The organism is Sphingobacterium nematocida, from assembly GCF_900168125.1.
GTDB classification, from domain to species: Bacteria; Bacteroidota; Bacteroidia; order Sphingobacteriales; family Sphingobacteriaceae; genus Sphingobacterium; species Sphingobacterium nematocida.
On sequence record NZ_FUZF01000003.1, the window covers coordinates 99,474 to 115,044 of the forward strand.

General features: G+C 38.1%; 11 protein-coding genes and 2 tRNA genes. 6 read left to right on the forward strand and 7 right to left on the reverse strand.

The genetic code is table 11. The annotated features are described in order from the left end of the window. Positions 1 to 46: 46 nt before the first annotated feature. Positions 47 to 1,123, reverse strand: coding sequence for an SGNH/GDSL hydrolase family protein (locus B5X76_RS04865; protein WP_079641779.1), 1,077 nt, complete (start codon positions 1,121 to 1,123; stop codon positions 47 to 49). A 60-nt stretch (positions 1,124 to 1,183) separates the two neighbouring features. Between B5X76_RS04865 and B5X76_RS04870 the strand changes: the two genes are divergently transcribed. The 3 genes from B5X76_RS04870 to B5X76_RS04880 are packed head-to-tail and all read left to right on the forward strand — an operon-like array spanning position 1,184 to position 4,995. After that, positions 1,184 to 2,551 carry an exonuclease domain-containing protein gene (locus tag B5X76_RS04870; protein WP_079641781.1) on the forward strand — a complete coding sequence of 456 codons (1,368 nt, stop codon included), beginning with the start codon at positions 1,184 to 1,186 and terminating at the stop codon, positions 2,549 to 2,551. 52 nt (positions 2,552 to 2,603) lie between these two features. Then, the gene (locus tag B5X76_RS04875) at positions 2,604 to 3,329 is read left to right on the forward strand and encodes an SIMPL domain-containing protein (RefSeq protein ID WP_079641783.1); all 726 of its coding nucleotides are present in this window, start codon (positions 2,604 to 2,606) and stop codon (positions 3,327 to 3,329) included. A 34-nt stretch (positions 3,330 to 3,363) separates the two neighbouring features. Beyond that, a complete protein-coding gene (locus B5X76_RS04880) occupies positions 3,364 to 4,995 on the forward strand; it encodes an ABC-F family ATP-binding cassette domain-containing protein (RefSeq protein WP_079641785.1) in 1,632 nt (543 codons plus the stop codon). Between the two features lie 30 nt (positions 4,996 to 5,025). On the opposite strand, the gene B5X76_RS04885 is transcribed toward B5X76_RS04880, so the two are convergent. From B5X76_RS04885 to dnaE, 3 genes are all read right to left on the reverse strand, one after another. After that, positions 5,026 to 5,889, reverse strand: a complete 864-nt coding sequence (locus B5X76_RS04885) for a pirin family protein (RefSeq protein WP_079641787.1) — start codon at positions 5,887 to 5,889, stop codon at positions 5,026 to 5,028. Positions 5,890 to 6,026: 137 nt separating this feature from the next. Beyond that, entirely contained in the window at positions 6,027 to 6,344 is a 318-nt protein-coding gene (gene trxA, locus B5X76_RS04890; RefSeq protein ID WP_079641789.1) for a thioredoxin, read from the reverse strand. 90 nt (positions 6,345 to 6,434) lie between these two features. Then, entirely contained in the window at positions 6,435 to 10,853 is a 4,419-nt protein-coding gene (gene dnaE, locus B5X76_RS04895; RefSeq protein ID WP_079641791.1) for a DNA polymerase III subunit alpha, read from the reverse strand. Between the two features lie 165 nt (positions 10,854 to 11,018). Between dnaE and B5X76_RS04900 the strand changes: the two genes are divergently transcribed. Next, positions 11,019 to 11,270 carry a PLDc N-terminal domain-containing protein gene (locus B5X76_RS04900; protein WP_079641793.1) on the forward strand — a complete coding sequence of 84 codons (252 nt, stop codon included), beginning with the start codon at positions 11,019 to 11,021 and terminating at the stop codon, positions 11,268 to 11,270. A 51-nt stretch (positions 11,271 to 11,321) separates the two neighbouring features. Here B5X76_RS04900 and B5X76_RS04905 read toward each other — a convergent pair whose 3' ends face one another. Both B5X76_RS04905 and B5X76_RS04910 read right to left on the reverse strand, forming a co-directional pair. Then, positions 11,322 to 11,834, reverse strand: a complete 513-nt coding sequence (locus B5X76_RS04905) for an OmpA family protein (protein WP_079641795.1) — start codon at positions 11,832 to 11,834, stop codon at positions 11,322 to 11,324. A 60-nt stretch (positions 11,835 to 11,894) separates the two neighbouring features. After that, the gene (locus tag B5X76_RS04910) at positions 11,895 to 14,102 is read right to left on the reverse strand and encodes a glucoamylase family protein (RefSeq protein ID WP_079641797.1); all 2,208 of its coding nucleotides are present in this window, start codon (positions 14,100 to 14,102) and stop codon (positions 11,895 to 11,897) included. A 426-nt stretch (positions 14,103 to 14,528) separates the two neighbouring features. On the opposite strand from B5X76_RS04910, the gene B5X76_RS04915 reads away from it, so the two are divergent. Then, positions 14,529 to 14,601: transfer RNA gene (locus B5X76_RS04915), tRNA-Gly, on the forward strand. Positions 14,602 to 14,606: 5 nt separating this feature from the next. Continuing rightward, positions 14,607 to 14,691: transfer RNA gene (locus B5X76_RS04920), tRNA-Leu, on the forward strand. 525 nt (positions 14,692 to 15,216) lie between these two features. On the opposite strand, the gene B5X76_RS04925 is transcribed toward B5X76_RS04920, so the two are convergent. Beyond that, entirely contained in the window at positions 15,217 to 15,516 is a 300-nt protein-coding gene (locus B5X76_RS04925) for an FtsB family cell division protein (RefSeq protein ID WP_079641799.1), read from the reverse strand. Between the last annotated feature and the right edge of the window lie 55 nt (positions 15,517 to 15,571).

Sequence of the window (15,571 nt, forward strand, 5' to 3'; positions counted from 1 at the left end):
TTCTATATAAAAAAGGCCGAAGTAGAGTTACTTCGGCCTTTTTTTATTAATTGATCTTATGTTTCTTCATGACATCGAGTACAAAAGGCTCAATTTTCTCTACCATGCGCATGAAACCTAAATCGCTAGGATGTGTGCCATCGGTAGTTCCTTCATGATCATCCCCCAATAGATAGTCAGTATCAAGATAATAAAGAGATTTCATCCCTTTGGTTATAAGCTTATCAAATTCTATTTTCCAGTTGCTGTTTTGTTGTTCATTACGTTTAGCCCAGTTTTGATTAAAATGACTAAGCTCCCTCACCACTGATGGAATCATAATGATTGGAGTATTTGGATGCTTTTCACGTAAGTAAGAAACCAAATACGCTGTCCGCTCACTAACCTGTTCTGGCGAAGAATTTGGTACACAATCTAAAATAAACAAATCAGGATTTGTGTCTCCTAACATATGTGCAACCTCTTTTTCCATTTTAGCACTACCACTCACACCAAAATTTAAAAAATTAAATCCGGTACGTCTTGACATAATCGCAGGATAGGCCATCCCTGGGCGACTAGCCGAAGCTCCATGAACAATACTAGACCCGTACACAACGATATTACGTTTAAAAGGATTAGGCAAGTTGGTAAAGCTAGAACCCTCCTTTACTCCTATTTCTAAAGATTTAGTTTCATCATACAGAGGAAGGTAAACTAAAAATTCCTTTTCCCTATTACCCAAGTTTTCTAAAACAAGAGATTCGTCGCAAGATTCAATTGTCCCTTTGGAACCCGCATATTGCCATTTCCCTTTTTCATTTTTGATGTAGACATCTAATCCCTTATTTGCTATAGCGGTAAGATTAAGTCCTACTTTTTTTTCTGTGGTACACCACTTTGCATATAATTCAGTAGTGTTAGATTTAAAAGTGACAAACAATCCTGCACTATTCGTATACAGCTTTTTTACAGCTGCAGGCATACCTCTATATTTTACTGTGTCGACCCGATGAAACTGTTCTACTGTTTCAAAATACTTACCATAGACCGGCAGCTTATAGAAGCTATTACCCTGACCTTGAGCAAAAAGGCTGCCCCAAAACAGACCTGCGACAACAAATAGTGTTATAAGTTTTTTCATTACAATAAAATTAATAAAAATCCGCTCACTACCAACTAATATAATTAGTATTTTTGAAATATGGAATATGCAATCGTGGATATAGAGACCACTGGCTCTTATGCAGGGGATAATGGAATTACAGAAATCGCTATTATAGTACACAATGGAGAACATGTCTTAGAGAAATTTGAAACCTTAGTGAATCCCGGAACCATCATTCCCTATCATATTCAAACACTAACTGGAATAGATAACGACATGGTCGCTCATGCTCCTTCCTTTAACGATATTGCAAAAACAGTTTACGCCATCTTACAAAAGCGTGTATTCGTTGCACATAACGTTAATTTCGACTATTCTTTTATAAATCAAGAACTCAAGAAAGCTGGTTATGACTGGAAGGCTCCAAAACTTTGTACAGTTCGTCTATCACGCAAAATATTTCCTAATCTAGCTTCCTACAGCCTAGGCAAACTATGTCAAAATCTAGAGATACCGATCCACCACCGTCACCGTGCAATGGGAGATGTTGAGGCGACGGTCACACTATTCGAAAGACTTCTAAAAAACGATACCGAGTCGATTATTGCAACAACACTAAAAAACACAAAAGAACATAGATTACCCACGCATATCAATCAAGAAGATTTTTTAAGATTGCCAGAATCTGCCGGCATTTACCTTTTCAAAAATAAAAGCGACAAAATAGTCTATGTCGGCAAGGCGGTCAACATAAAAAAGAGAGTCCTAACTCACTTTAGCGGTAATAACACCTCTCAAAAAAGACAATCGTTTATTAACGACGTTTACCGTATTGACTATCAAGAGAGTGGAACCGAATTAATGGCACTACTCATGGAGTGTAAAATGATAAAGCAACATTGGCCAATACATAATCAAGCGTTGAAGAAGTTTGAACCCAAATTCGGCCTCTTTGAATATGAAGACCAAAAAGGCTACAAACGTTTATTAGTTTCGACATTTAACAAGCAAGCCAAAGCAATACAATATTTTGAGCGCGCAACAGAAGCCAATCAACTGCTTCTAAAATTAATGAATGAATATCAGCTCTCCCCAAAACTCTGTTATTTCTACTCCGTACGTCCGGAGCAAAAAATAGCAGTAGATTACACCAATATTGTCGCTGTAAAAGAATATAATGATCAAGTAAATCAAGCATTAGATTCCGTGATTCTACAACGCAATACTTTTTTATTAATAGATCAGGGAAGGTGTCTAGACGAAAAATCTTATATCTATTTTAAAGACGATCAGCTCGCTGCCTTTGGCTTTATTACTATCGACAATCAAAACACTGAAATTGAAGATATTATTTCTGAGAAAGACAAATGTATAAGCAACTATTATATGAATACGCTGGTTTTACAGTATGCGGAGCGATTCCCCAGCAAAGTGCACAAAAAAAACATCAAGTATAATCTGTAAAATTATTTATGGAAATTATTGCCTAGCTTCATCCTTATTTAAACACAAAATTATGGCAAAACAATTCAAATCACTTTCCCTTTTGATTACATGTATTTTTGCAGCGGCTACATTTATTTCCTGTAGTAACAGTAATACGGAAAATCAGAACCGTATCCGAGTCAGTGGCGAAGGAAAAATCCGCGTAATGCCTGACCAAGTTACATTAACCATCAACGCTAGTTTTTCAAAACCAAAAATGGTAGATGCCGTTCGAGAGACACAAGCAACTGTAGATACTGTAATGCGTATACTTGAAAGTTTTGGAAATAAAGAACAGGATATCAAGACCAGTAGTATATCGGCCAACAAAGACTACCAATATGTGGGTAGCAATTACAAATTTGTGGGATTTCAAGCTCAACAAACCATAGATTTCGTCCTACATGATTTGAATAAGTTCACGGAACTAACCGCGAAATTATTGGACACAAAAATAAGTAGCATCGCTCAGATTCAATTTAATCATTCTAAGGCTGACAGCATCCTTAGAGAAGCTGACCTGATCGCCTATGACGATGCATTAAAATCTGCAAATAAAATTGCCGATAGAGCCGATGTCAAATTAGGAAAACTTCTATTCCTATCCAATGACGGATCAGGTACCGATGCCACAGGTTACAGCAGTGGCGAACGCATAGATACGTACAACAAAGGTTTTGGAGGACAAGGGTTTAAAATCGCACCCGAAGTGATTGAATTCAAACGAACCATCACAACCGAATTTGGTATAAAATAAGGTTGGTAAATAAAATAAACCTTATCTTTGCGCCATGATTAATGTATCCAATCTATCCCTTCGTTTTGGCAAACGTGTGCTATTCGAGGATGTCAATTTAAAATTCACTCCTGGAAACTGTTATGGCATTATCGGTGCTAACGGTGCGGGTAAATCCACGTTTTTAAAGATCATCTCTGGAGAGGTGGATCAAACCACAGGATCTGTTTCTTTTACTCCTGGAGATAGAATGTCGGTCTTAAGTCAAGATCACTATGCTTTCGACGAATTTACAGTTTTAGAAACTGTAATGATGGGAAATCAAGAACTGTACAAAATCATGAAAGAGAAAGACGCTATCTACATGAAAGAAGACTTCTCTGATGCAGATGGTGAGCGTGCAGGAGAACTAGAGAGCTTATTTGCTGAAATGGACGGATGGAACGCAGAGTCCAATGCCGCTACCCTTTTAAGCAGTTTAGGTATTAAAGAAGAATTCCATTATAAGTTAGTCTCAGAAATAGATGGTAATCAAAAAGTTCGTGTCTTATTAGCACAAGCCTTATTTGGAAAACCTGACATTTTAATTCTCGATGAGCCTACCAACGACTTGGACATTAAGACTATTGCTTGGTTAGAAGACTTTTTAGCTTCTTACGAAGCGATCGTACTAGTCGTTTCCCATGACCGTCACTTCTTGGATGCTGTATGTACACATACTGTTGATATAGATTTTGGAAAGATGACGATCTATACTGGTGCTTACTCTTTTTGGTACGAATCTTCACAACTAGCCTTAAAACAACGAGCAGATCAGAATAAGAAAACAGAAGATAAGGTAAAAGAACTTCAAGAATTTATTCGTCGCTTCTCAGCAAATGCTTCAAAATCAAAACAAGCTACATCACGTAAAAAGGCTTTAGATAAAATCAATATTGATGAAATCCAACCTTCGAATCGTAAATATCCTGCTATCATGTTCAACACGATGAATAGAGAACCTGGAGATCAAACGTTGCATGTAGAAGGATTGAGCAAGACAGTAAATGGCGAAGTTTTCTTCAAAGACATTACTTTCATGATCAATAAAGGTGATAAAATAGCCGTATTAGGAGCCAATTCCTTAGTTACTTCGGCATTCTATGATATTATCTCCGGTCGTGATACAGATTACCAAGGGGATATCAAATGGGGAATTACCATCACTCCTGCAGATATGCCAATGGACAACTCATCCTATTTTGACGGTGTATCTGACAATCTTGTAGATTGGTTAAGAGGCTACACATCCAATCCAGATGCAGATGAGCAGTTTATACGCGGTTTCTTAGGTAAAATGTTATTTTCTGGCGAAGAGGTTATGAAAAAAGTATCTGTTCTATCTGGAGGAGAAAAAATGCGTTGTATGTTTTCCAAAATGATGTTACAAGGTGCAAACTTTCTAATCTTCGATGAACCGACAAACCACTTGGATCTCGAATCCATTACAGCATTAAACAACGGTATGAAAGATTTCAAAGGCTCAATGTTGTTTACATCTCGAGATCATGAATTAACAGAAACAGTCGCAAATCGTATTATTGAATTAACACCCAATGGAATCATAGACAAGCTGATGACCTATGACGAATACATCAATTCAGAAGCTGTACAAGCACAGCGCGAAGAAATGTATAAGGTAAAATAAAAAAGAGCGGGTATACCCGCTCTTTTTTATTTATTCCAAATTTCCAAATTTGCCTGTATTGAAGTCTTCAAAGGCCTGCTGTATTTCTTCCATTGTATTCATTACAAACGGACCGTAAGATGCAATTGGTTCATCAATAGGCTCCCCACTTAAGACCAGAACGATAGCATCATCATCCGCGTTAACAGTGAATTTATCCCCATCGTTATAAAATAGAACCATTTTATCTGTAGCAGCTTTAAACGTATCATTCACAGTAACATTACCTGAGATAACCAACAATGCTGTATTGAAATGGGCTGGAAAATCAAATTCGACAACAGCTCCCTTATTAAGCTTAGCATTCATTAAGTGCAAAGGTGTAAAGGTAGACGCTCCCCCTTTAGTACCATTATATTCTCCGGATATCACTTCAATTATCCCTGCATTTTTTTCCAATTCTACCTTAGGTATATCTGCATGTACCAACGCCTGGTATTTAGGCGCACTCATTTTGTCTTTGGCTGGTAAATTTACCCAAAGCTGTACAATCTGAAAATCCCCCCCTGTTTTACTCCATTCTGTTTCGTGAAATTCCTTATGCAATACACCAGAGGCCGCTGTCATCCACTGTACGTCCCCTTCACCTATTACACCTCCTCCTCCAGAACTATCCCCATGCTCTACACGTCCTTTGTAGGCTATAGTCACCGTTTCAAAACCTCTATGTGGATGCACACCTACACCTTTAGGGATGGCACTTGGCGGAAAATTATATGTTGAATTATAGTCCAACATAATAAATGGACTCATCCTTGACATCGGAGCATAACTTGGAATAAAATTATGAACTCTAAATCCATCTCCTACGAAATGGGCTGGCTTTGGGTTAAAAATATTTTCTACAGTTTTCATTTATATTACCTCCTTAAGTTTATACTACAAAGATAATGCGGTTGTCAATCCCAAAACTTAATGTAGGTTAAGAAAGTCCAAAAAACAAAAAAGCACTCATTTCTGAATGCTTTTTCCTAAATATTTTAGAGATAATTTTATAATTGCTTATCCAATTTTTCAGCTAGTACTGATTTTGGAACTGCTCCAACCTGCTTATCTACAATTTCACCATTTTTAAAATACAATAATGCAGGAATATTTCTGATACCGAAACGAACCGATATCTCTGGGTTATTGTCTACGTTTACTTTACCAACAACAGCCTTACCATCATATTCTTTAGCGATCTCATCAACGATTGGACCTACCATACGACACGGGCCACACCATTCAGCCCAAAAATCGATCAATACAGGTTTATCCGCTTTCAAAACAAGCTCTTCAAAGTTGCTATCTGTAATTTCTAATGCCATAATAATATCCTTTTTTTATAATTTAATACAAATATAATCAATTGGCCACAATTGTACTCTAATCGTATTGTAATAAATATCTATACCTTATCAATTTAATTTATATTTGACACCTTCCATTTTATCCAACTCATCTATCAACTCGTTTGTCAACTTTATTTTAGTTGTTTTGGCAGGCATCTCGACAAGAAACCCTTCCTGCAAATCCATGACAGTAAATTTCAAACTACAATTAGGCACCTCCCCTTCTTCAACCGTTGCATTGACAAGTCCATCAATCATACGAATCATCTCTTCATTGAGCTGTTGCAAAGCGATCTGTATCGTAAAACTCTTTGCTAACTTGTCCCGTAGCTCAGAGAGCAATTGAATGTTTTTAATCTCAAAGCCCCAATTTCCCACCTGTTTAAAACGCTCTTGTACTAATCCTCGGATTTGTACAAAATAACCATCCTGAAAATAACCTTTGAACTTAACATAGTCCTCTCCAAAAACAGCTATTTCATAAGAATCTGAATAATCTTCTATCACAAAAGAACCAAAAGGCTTACCGTTTTTAGAAACCCGGTGAGCAGCATTGGCTATAATCCCACCAACAACAGCCTCCTTATTTTTGATTCTATTGAAATCTAACAATACATCTTCCTCTACTTCCGAAGCTTTAACTTTATTAATCAATTGTAGATCTCTGACGGTATTACTACAGAAATACTGAATCTCAAACTTATAATTGTCAAGAGGATGACTCGTTAGATAAATACCAATCACATCCTTCTCATACTTCAATTTTTCAATCAGTCCCCATGGCGTACACGGAGCCAGAACAGGTTCAGGCAAATCAGCAGCAGCGCCGCCGCCAAACAAACTGGCCTGTGCCGATAGTTCATTTTCCTTAAATCGTTGCCCAAACTTAATAGCCTTTTCTATTCCAGTACTATTGTCACCATCCTTATAAAAATACTGTGCACGATGTGTATCGGTAAAACTGTCAAAACCGCCGGCATGCACCAGACTTTCAAAAGCTTTCTTATTGGCAGAGCGCAAATCAATTCGCTTTGCAAAATCAAATATAGATTTATAAGGTCCTTCACTACGTGTCTGCACAATCGTGTCCACAGCCCCAGCACCAACTCCTTTAACAGCCCCTATACCAAACCGAATAGCTCCTTTCTCGTTTACAGTAAACTTATAATGTGATTCATTGACATCCGGACCTAATACCAATAGTCCCATCCGCTTACATTCCTCCATAAAGAAAGTAACCTGCTTAATATCATTCATGTTATTAGAGAGCACAGCAGCCATGTATTCTGCGGGATAGTTAGCTTTTAAATAAGCCGTCTGATAAGCTACCCAAGCATAACATGTAGAGTGAGATTTGTTAAATGCGTAACTCGCAAAAGCCTCCCAGTCGGTCCAGATCTTCTCAAGCACTTTAGCACTATGTCCCTTTTCCACCGCTTGTTCGACAAACTTTGGTTTCATTTTATCAAGTACAGCCTTCTGCTTCTTACCCATTGCCTTACGCAGTACATCGGCATCACCTTTAGAAAACCCAGCTAACTTCTGCGATAAAAGCATTACCTGCTCCTGATACACGGTAATCCCATAAGTCTCTTTTAAATACTCTTCGCAGGCATCCAAATCATAGACAATAGGTTCTATTCCGTGTTTCCGCTTAATGAAGGAAGGTATATATTCCATTGGTCCGGGTCTATATAACGCATTCATCGCAATCAAATCCGCAAAGACCGTCGGCTTTAGCTCCTTCATATATTTCTGCATACCCGGAGATTCATATTGGAATACACCAATAGTCTCTCCACGCTGGAACAGCTCATATGTCAACTCATCATCAATAGGAAATTCATCTGGATCCAACTCTACCCCATGTCTCAGTTTTACATTGGTGACAGTATCTTTTATCAGCGTTAATGTCTTTAACCCCAAAAAGTCCATTTTGAGCAGTCCTGCGCTTTCTACAACCGAGTTATCAAACTGAGTGACATACAAATCCGAGTCCTTCGCTAAAGAAACAGGAACAAAGTTGGTTATATCATCAGGCGTAATAATAACACCACAAGCATGAATCCCTGTATTACGCATAGACCCCTCAAGTACCCTAGCTTGTTTGATTGTCTCAGCCTCCAGTCCTGCGCCGTCAGCCAAAGACTTCAGACGATTGACCGCATCAAGCTCCTCGGTGCGCAGCACTTCTTTGAGTGCCTTCTCTTCCAGATTGAAAATCTTACTTAGTTTCAGGTTTGGAATTAATTTAGCAATCTCGTTGGCGTCCGACAGTGGTAGATCCAAAACACGGGCCGTATCTTTAATCGAAGATTTAGCGGCCATAGTCCCATAGGTAATAATCTGCGCCACCTGAGATGCCCCATACTTGTCAATTACATATTGCATGACACGGCCACGCCCCTCGTCATCAAAATCGATATCAATATCCGGCATGGATACACGGTCAGGATTTAAGAACCGTTCAAATAGCAAATCATATTGAATAGGATCTAGATTCGTAATACCCAAACAATAAGCTACAGCAGAGCCCGCAGCCGATCCACGTCCCGGACCTACAGACACGCCCATTTTACGAGCTTCCGCGATAAAATCCTGGACGATCAAGAAATAACCTGGATAACCGGTACGTTCAATGGTAGCCAATTCAAAATCCAAACGTTCAGTTACCACCTCATCAATTTCCTTATACCTTTTGCTAGCCCCAACGTAAGTTAAATGTCTTAACAGCGCATTCTCCCCCCGTTTACCACCATCCGCTTCATCTTCCGCATGTTGAAACTCTTCAGGGATTTCGAACTTAGGTAAGAGTACGTCGCGATTAAGCGAAAATATTTCGACTTTATCCAAAATTTCCTGAATGGTCAAAATGGCTTCTGGCAGATTAGCAAAAGCCTTTTTCATCTCTTCAGAAGATTTAAAATAATATTCTTGGTTAGGCATACCAAAACGAAATCCCCTACCTCGACCTTTTGGAGTAGAAAGTTTTTCCCCGTCTTTTACACACAGTAAAATATCATGCGCATGGGCATCAACCTTATTTACATAGTATGTATTATTACTTGCCACCAATTTCACCTCATGCTTGCGAGATAAACGAACCAAAGTCTCGTTAACACGATCTTCATCTTCTTGACCATGTCGCATCACCTCGATATAAAAATCATCACCAAACTGCTCTTTCCACCATATCAATGCTTCTTCGGCTTGATTCTCACCCACATTTAGGACCTTATTCGGCACCTCCCCCTGAAGGTTTCCTGATAGAACGATCAGATCTTCCTTATATTTTTCTACAATACTCTTATCAATCCTCGGAACATAATAAAAACCTTCCGTATAGGCTGCTGACGCCATCTTGGCCAGATTATGATATCCCTTTTTATTCTTTGCCAAAAACACAACCTGGTAACCGTTGTCTTTTCTGCTTTTATCCTTCCTATTCTCACAAACAAAAAATTCACAGCCAACAATAGGCTTAATAATTTGCCCTGTAGGTGTTAGGCCAGCCTCAATTTCTTCTTTCTGCTTTGCTTCGATATCTTTATTATGTCCCAACACCTTACTCACAAAGTGAAAAGCTCCCATCATATTCCCATGATCAGTCAGCGCAACGGCGGGCATATTATATTTTGCAGCGGCTGACACTAGATCACCAATAGAAATCGTAGATTGTAAAACTGAAAATTGAGAGTGATTGTGCAGGTGTGCGAATGCTGCATCCTCTAGTGCCTCAAGACTTTCCTCATCGATAACAATTTCTTGCCCGGATTTATCTCGTGCACGGATAGCGTCAGACGCCGCTTTAAGATTAATATGTTTAAGCCCAACCGTAGAAATTACGGCAGGATTATGTTGCTTAAAGTCTACAAAATACCCCGTATCAACTTGTAAGTCTTCCGCTGTAAAAACCTCTTGACGTATTAATTCAAAGAAACATCTAGTGGTAGCTTCTACGTCGGCAGTCGCATTGTGCGCCTCGGCAAAAGGTACTCCGAAAAGAAAGGAGTGAAGCTCTGTAAGATTAGGCAACTTAAAACGTCCGCCTCGACCGCCTGGCAGCTTAAGCAAGTTTGCCGTCACCTCAGTACAGGTATCCAATACAGCCATACTGCCCATGGGCGAGTCTACGCTGTACCGATAAAACTCAGATCCCATGATATTAATATCGAACCCGATATTTTGACCTACGACAAATTTAGCTTTAGAGAGTGCCTCATTAAACTTAACAAGAACATCCTGTAAAGGCACACCATTTTCAGTTGCCAGAGCTGTAGAAATTCCATGTATTTTCTCTGAATCGAAAGGAATATCAAAGCCATCTGGCTTTATTAGATAATCCTGATGTTCAACCAAATTACCTAATTCGTCATGCAACTGCCAAGCAATCTGAATACATCTAGGCCAATTGTCCGTATCGGTAATCGGCGCATCCCATCTTTTCGGCAAACCCGTTGTTTCGGTATCAAATATAATATACATAGTCTATCCCCCTTAATCAAAACAAAAATAGGCAAATAAGACTAGATATTATCGACATTATTTCCACATCCATTTCTTTAAGAGAAATGAAAAGCCAAGAAATATTTAATTGTATTTTATTCAAAAAACTTTAAATTTAGAAACACTTAGAAAATCTTAAAAATCATGAATAGTTTACTTTTTTTAAATATAGGCACACAAGAGATGGTACTTCTTGCGGTATTTGCTATTGCGGGTCTAGCTCCTTTAATTTTCGCCGTACTGGCATTAATCGATATCTTCAAAAGAGATTTCTCTCAAAAAACTACGGACCGTATCCTATTAATCTTACTTGTGCTTCTTCTCCCCATTATCGGATCAATTATATATTTTGTAGGATTAAGAGACAGCTATCCATTAAATAGAAAGGTTGTATAAATCGATATACAACCTTTCTATTTATCTTCACGGTATAGAAAAACTACACTTTTACTTTAGAATTGTGACTTCAACTCTCCTATTTTTTTGTCTACCTTCAGGCGTTTTGTTATCACCAACAGGCTTAGATGGACCAAATCCTTTTGTACTGATTCGTCCACCGGACACGCCAGCTTCCTCTAAATATTTCTTCACGGAAGCAGCTCTCTTATCGGACAACCAAACATTATATTCTTCTGTACCTGTTGCGTCAGTATAACCGTCTACCCTTATTTTCTTTGTCTTATCTTCCTTCATCAATTTAGACAATTTGGTAAGCTCTACTTTTGCTTTATCGGTCAAGTATGACGAATTAGTCGGAAACAACAAATCGGATGATAGTGTGAACTTAATACCTTCGGAGGTCCTTGACGCGTCCTCAAATTCGCTTTTTACATTTTTCAAGCCATCGTCTGTACCGTCTTTTGAAACTACTGCACCAGGATTAACAGCTATTTGCTGTTGCTTACATGATGCAAAAAACAACATCGTGGCACTTACTGAAAACAAAAAGATCTTCTTCATATATAATAACAATCTATCTAAAAATACAATTCTTCAAAGTCTAAACTAATATAGCAAAATTTAGTTATTTTGCTCTTCGTCTTTTAAAAACAATTCTCTTCGGGCCTTCTTAAGTTCAGGAATTTCTTTATATAATTCCCAAATAAATCCTGTTTTTGCATTTTCCAACATTACTGCTATTGCCCCCTGATTTAACGCTAGATATTCATCAGAAACGTCATTATTCCGCAAATCCAACCAGGACCTAAAACCATACTCTGTAAACAGAATATGTCCATACTGTCCATACAATGCTAATAAAGATGCTATTCCTAGCTCAGGGTCAGCGATAATAGACGAAGGTGCTATTGCAGGATTTATTCTATAGTTACCGACACTGTCTCTATGTTGATAAAAGCCCCAAATATCACTATCAGTAGTTCCAACTCCCAATTCATTATCCCGTCGCTTTACATAATGAACGTAAGATGCCAATACTTCATTCCAGTCTGTTATGGAGTCGTTCAGTATCTTTGGTTCTATTGTAAGAAAAGGTTTGTATAAATCCATTAAACTCCCCGTAGGTTCTCCCATAGGTAGGTAAACACCAAATTTGGTAGAAGGCTGCAAAACGGAAAATTTGGTTACTGAATCGACCTGAATAACCTCTGCCCTCCCAGAAGACAAATCTTCATGAACTAAACTATCAGCATATATATCCGTATCCAATTCCTCTAAGGCTTCATAGCGATAAGTATTAAAAGTATTATAAACCGCATTTGCATAAACAGATGCAGGAAGAGGGTGCTTCGACGCACCGATTGCCAGTATATAAGTATTGATTGCATCATTTGTACCAGACAATAATGTTGTACTATTGGCTCCACCGGACTTTTCATCTTCCATCAGGCTTAATTTTGATCGAAGGATATTACTCTTATCATCAACTACCAGCCTTTGCCAATCAACTCTATCATACAATGCTGTTATTCGACTTCGAAGATCTTTTTCCGTATCGTTGTCATCTGAAAAATACTGCCGCGCAATTAACAAGGCTTCGATAACCGATGCTGTTCCGTTAACGTCATAGGACGAGAACCCTCGTCTATATTCCGGAAGTCCCTTTCGCCCATCAAAATACGCTGGAAACACACCATATTTATTTTGAGACCTCAACAAAAAGTAAGCAATTTTAGAAATACGGTTTAAAACAACCTGTTTAGCGATAAATTTCCGTTCAGCCCCAATAAGCAATGCTAAAATAGCGTTTGCAGTCTCCTTAGTTGAAACCACTGCCTTATCCTTAGAGCGATACGGCATATACATTCCGCTATTAATATCAAAATTTTCAACAAAATAATTGACATGTGCCATCTGAATAAGATCTAGAAGAGCATTATCGTCCAACTTTTTTGTAGATGCTTCTTTTATCGTGGAAAATAATGATTCTTCGTAATTATAATCCATCCAGGTAATCTTGTAGAAATACTTTTGCCCGATGACAGGAACGACATCAAGACTAGACTGCATTTGCACGGGTCTCATTCCTATCGGCTTGAATACCTGACCGTCTTCAGATCGATATATTTTAATATAGCGTATACTTGGGGTTAACGGGAGCTGCCATTTCAGATGAACAATCCTATCGTAAGCTACAGCATCTGTCAATACCGCTTTCGAACCCAATTTCACTTCAGAGTATTTCCCTGGCAAAAACTCAATCTGATCTATGAAAACATGGTGAATATCTTTGGACGTAGCATGCTGTATCATATGTATACCGTTTATCGGTTCATCTGTATTTACAATATTAAAATCCTTCGTAGGTATTTTAATTTGCACCCATTTACCTATTTCAAAATCATCTATATATTTACTCACATCTAAAGTATCAGACACCGTATTTTTTTGACTGATATATAACCTAGGTAGATCCTTCACACCAGTAAATTCAGATTTAACGTACATCCGAACACTTAGGTAGTCAGTATTTGAAAAACGATAATGATATTTCTGTCTACTGTATCGTATATTAACATCCCAGTGCCCTTCAATTGCCGATAGATATCGAAGAGATAAGGCATTACCTGGTGTAAAAAACAAGGTATCCGAGACCAATAAATGTCCGTTTACATTTTCCACCCAACTTGCACCTGCATATTGTACACGGCTTTTAGCATAACTTCCTTTGACCAGGCTATTATCAAATACCACCTCTGGGTATGTATCCGCCCATACTGAAGAAGAAAGGCGAAAAAGAAAAACAATCAGTAAACCGAATTCTTTCATATGTGTATAAACTGTTTTTATCTGTCACTAACTTGTTCCGATTGTCTTCGACGAGCTCCTTGCGTCAGTTTATCGGAATGGAATACTCATGGGGCCATGTGCTGCGCTAAATATGAGTATTTCATATGTAAATAATATTTCATGATCCGTCAGCTGACCGATCGGTTTGTTCTTTAAAGGTCGTTAACTTGTTTCGTTTTTTCGACGAGTTACTTCCCGTCAGTTTATCGAAATTTTAGATCCCCTTTTATTGTTTCAGCTCCCAAAATTAAACAAAAACCTTACATAAACAGTCTACAACAGGTAAAATCTTCATTTCATGAAAAATTAATTCGCACAGATTGAGCATTTTATAAGAAAGCTAGATCAATATGAAATAAAAAATTTTACATTTTCAATTTTCTATCTATCTTTGCAGCACGTCAAGCGAAAGTAGCTCAGTTGGTAGAGCACAACCTTGCCAAGGTTGGGGTCGCGAGTTCGAATCTCGTCTTTCGCTCAGTTGCCTAGGTGGTGGAACTGGTAGACACGCAGGACTTAAAATCCTGTTCCCGTTAAGGGAGTGCGGGTTCGATTCCCGCCCTAGGTACGATAAAAGACCAATCATTCGATTGGTCTTTCTTATTTTACAAGTCTTAAGAATCCTTTCGAAGGAACACATTCCGTCTACCGAAATCGCCTCAAGTTTGTTAAAGTCCTTTCAAGTCTGCTAAAATCTCCTTTATCTTTTATAACCAGCCCGCTCTTCTTATCAGCTAAAGTCTATTATCGTTCGTTGAGAGGGACAAAACACATCCTTTTACCGAACACACTCCCACTTTCACCGAAAAGTTTATAGTGCTGGTCTAAAACATAGATTTCACCCAGCAAATTCAACCTATTTTTGACAAGAACAAACAACACTCGAAACAACAAAAAATAATGAAAAATCTAATCGCTTGGATAGTAACCTCACTGTTTCTACTATTATCTAGCCTCTCAAAAGGGTCAGACACAACAGAACAAAACGTAAAGAAAGATACATATAGGAGTTATTACTCGGACCTAACGAAGGAAAAAGACGGTTTAAAGAATCGGGGATTAATCAAGAAGAATAGGTAAGAACCTTAAAAAATCAATCCTTAGGATCGATCTCAGTGATTACATACACATCCTCATTCGCCTTTTTCATTTTATATTTTTCACGGGCGATACGTTGTATTTCACTGGGATTGTATTGAGCGTCTTTAATCGCCTTCTCAATATTCTCAGTCTCTGACGAATAGAAAGCTTTCTCTTGTTCCAACTTATTTCGCTCTTGCTGATAGCCTATCTGAGTCGCTACATCGTATCGATCAAAGAAAAACATCCATATTAAAAAGGCAATACCAGATATAAGGAATCTATTTTTAACTAAAGAGACTATTCTTTCCATGACACAAAAATAACACTATGATTCGACTTTACCTTTAAACTTATAAAATTTTAGT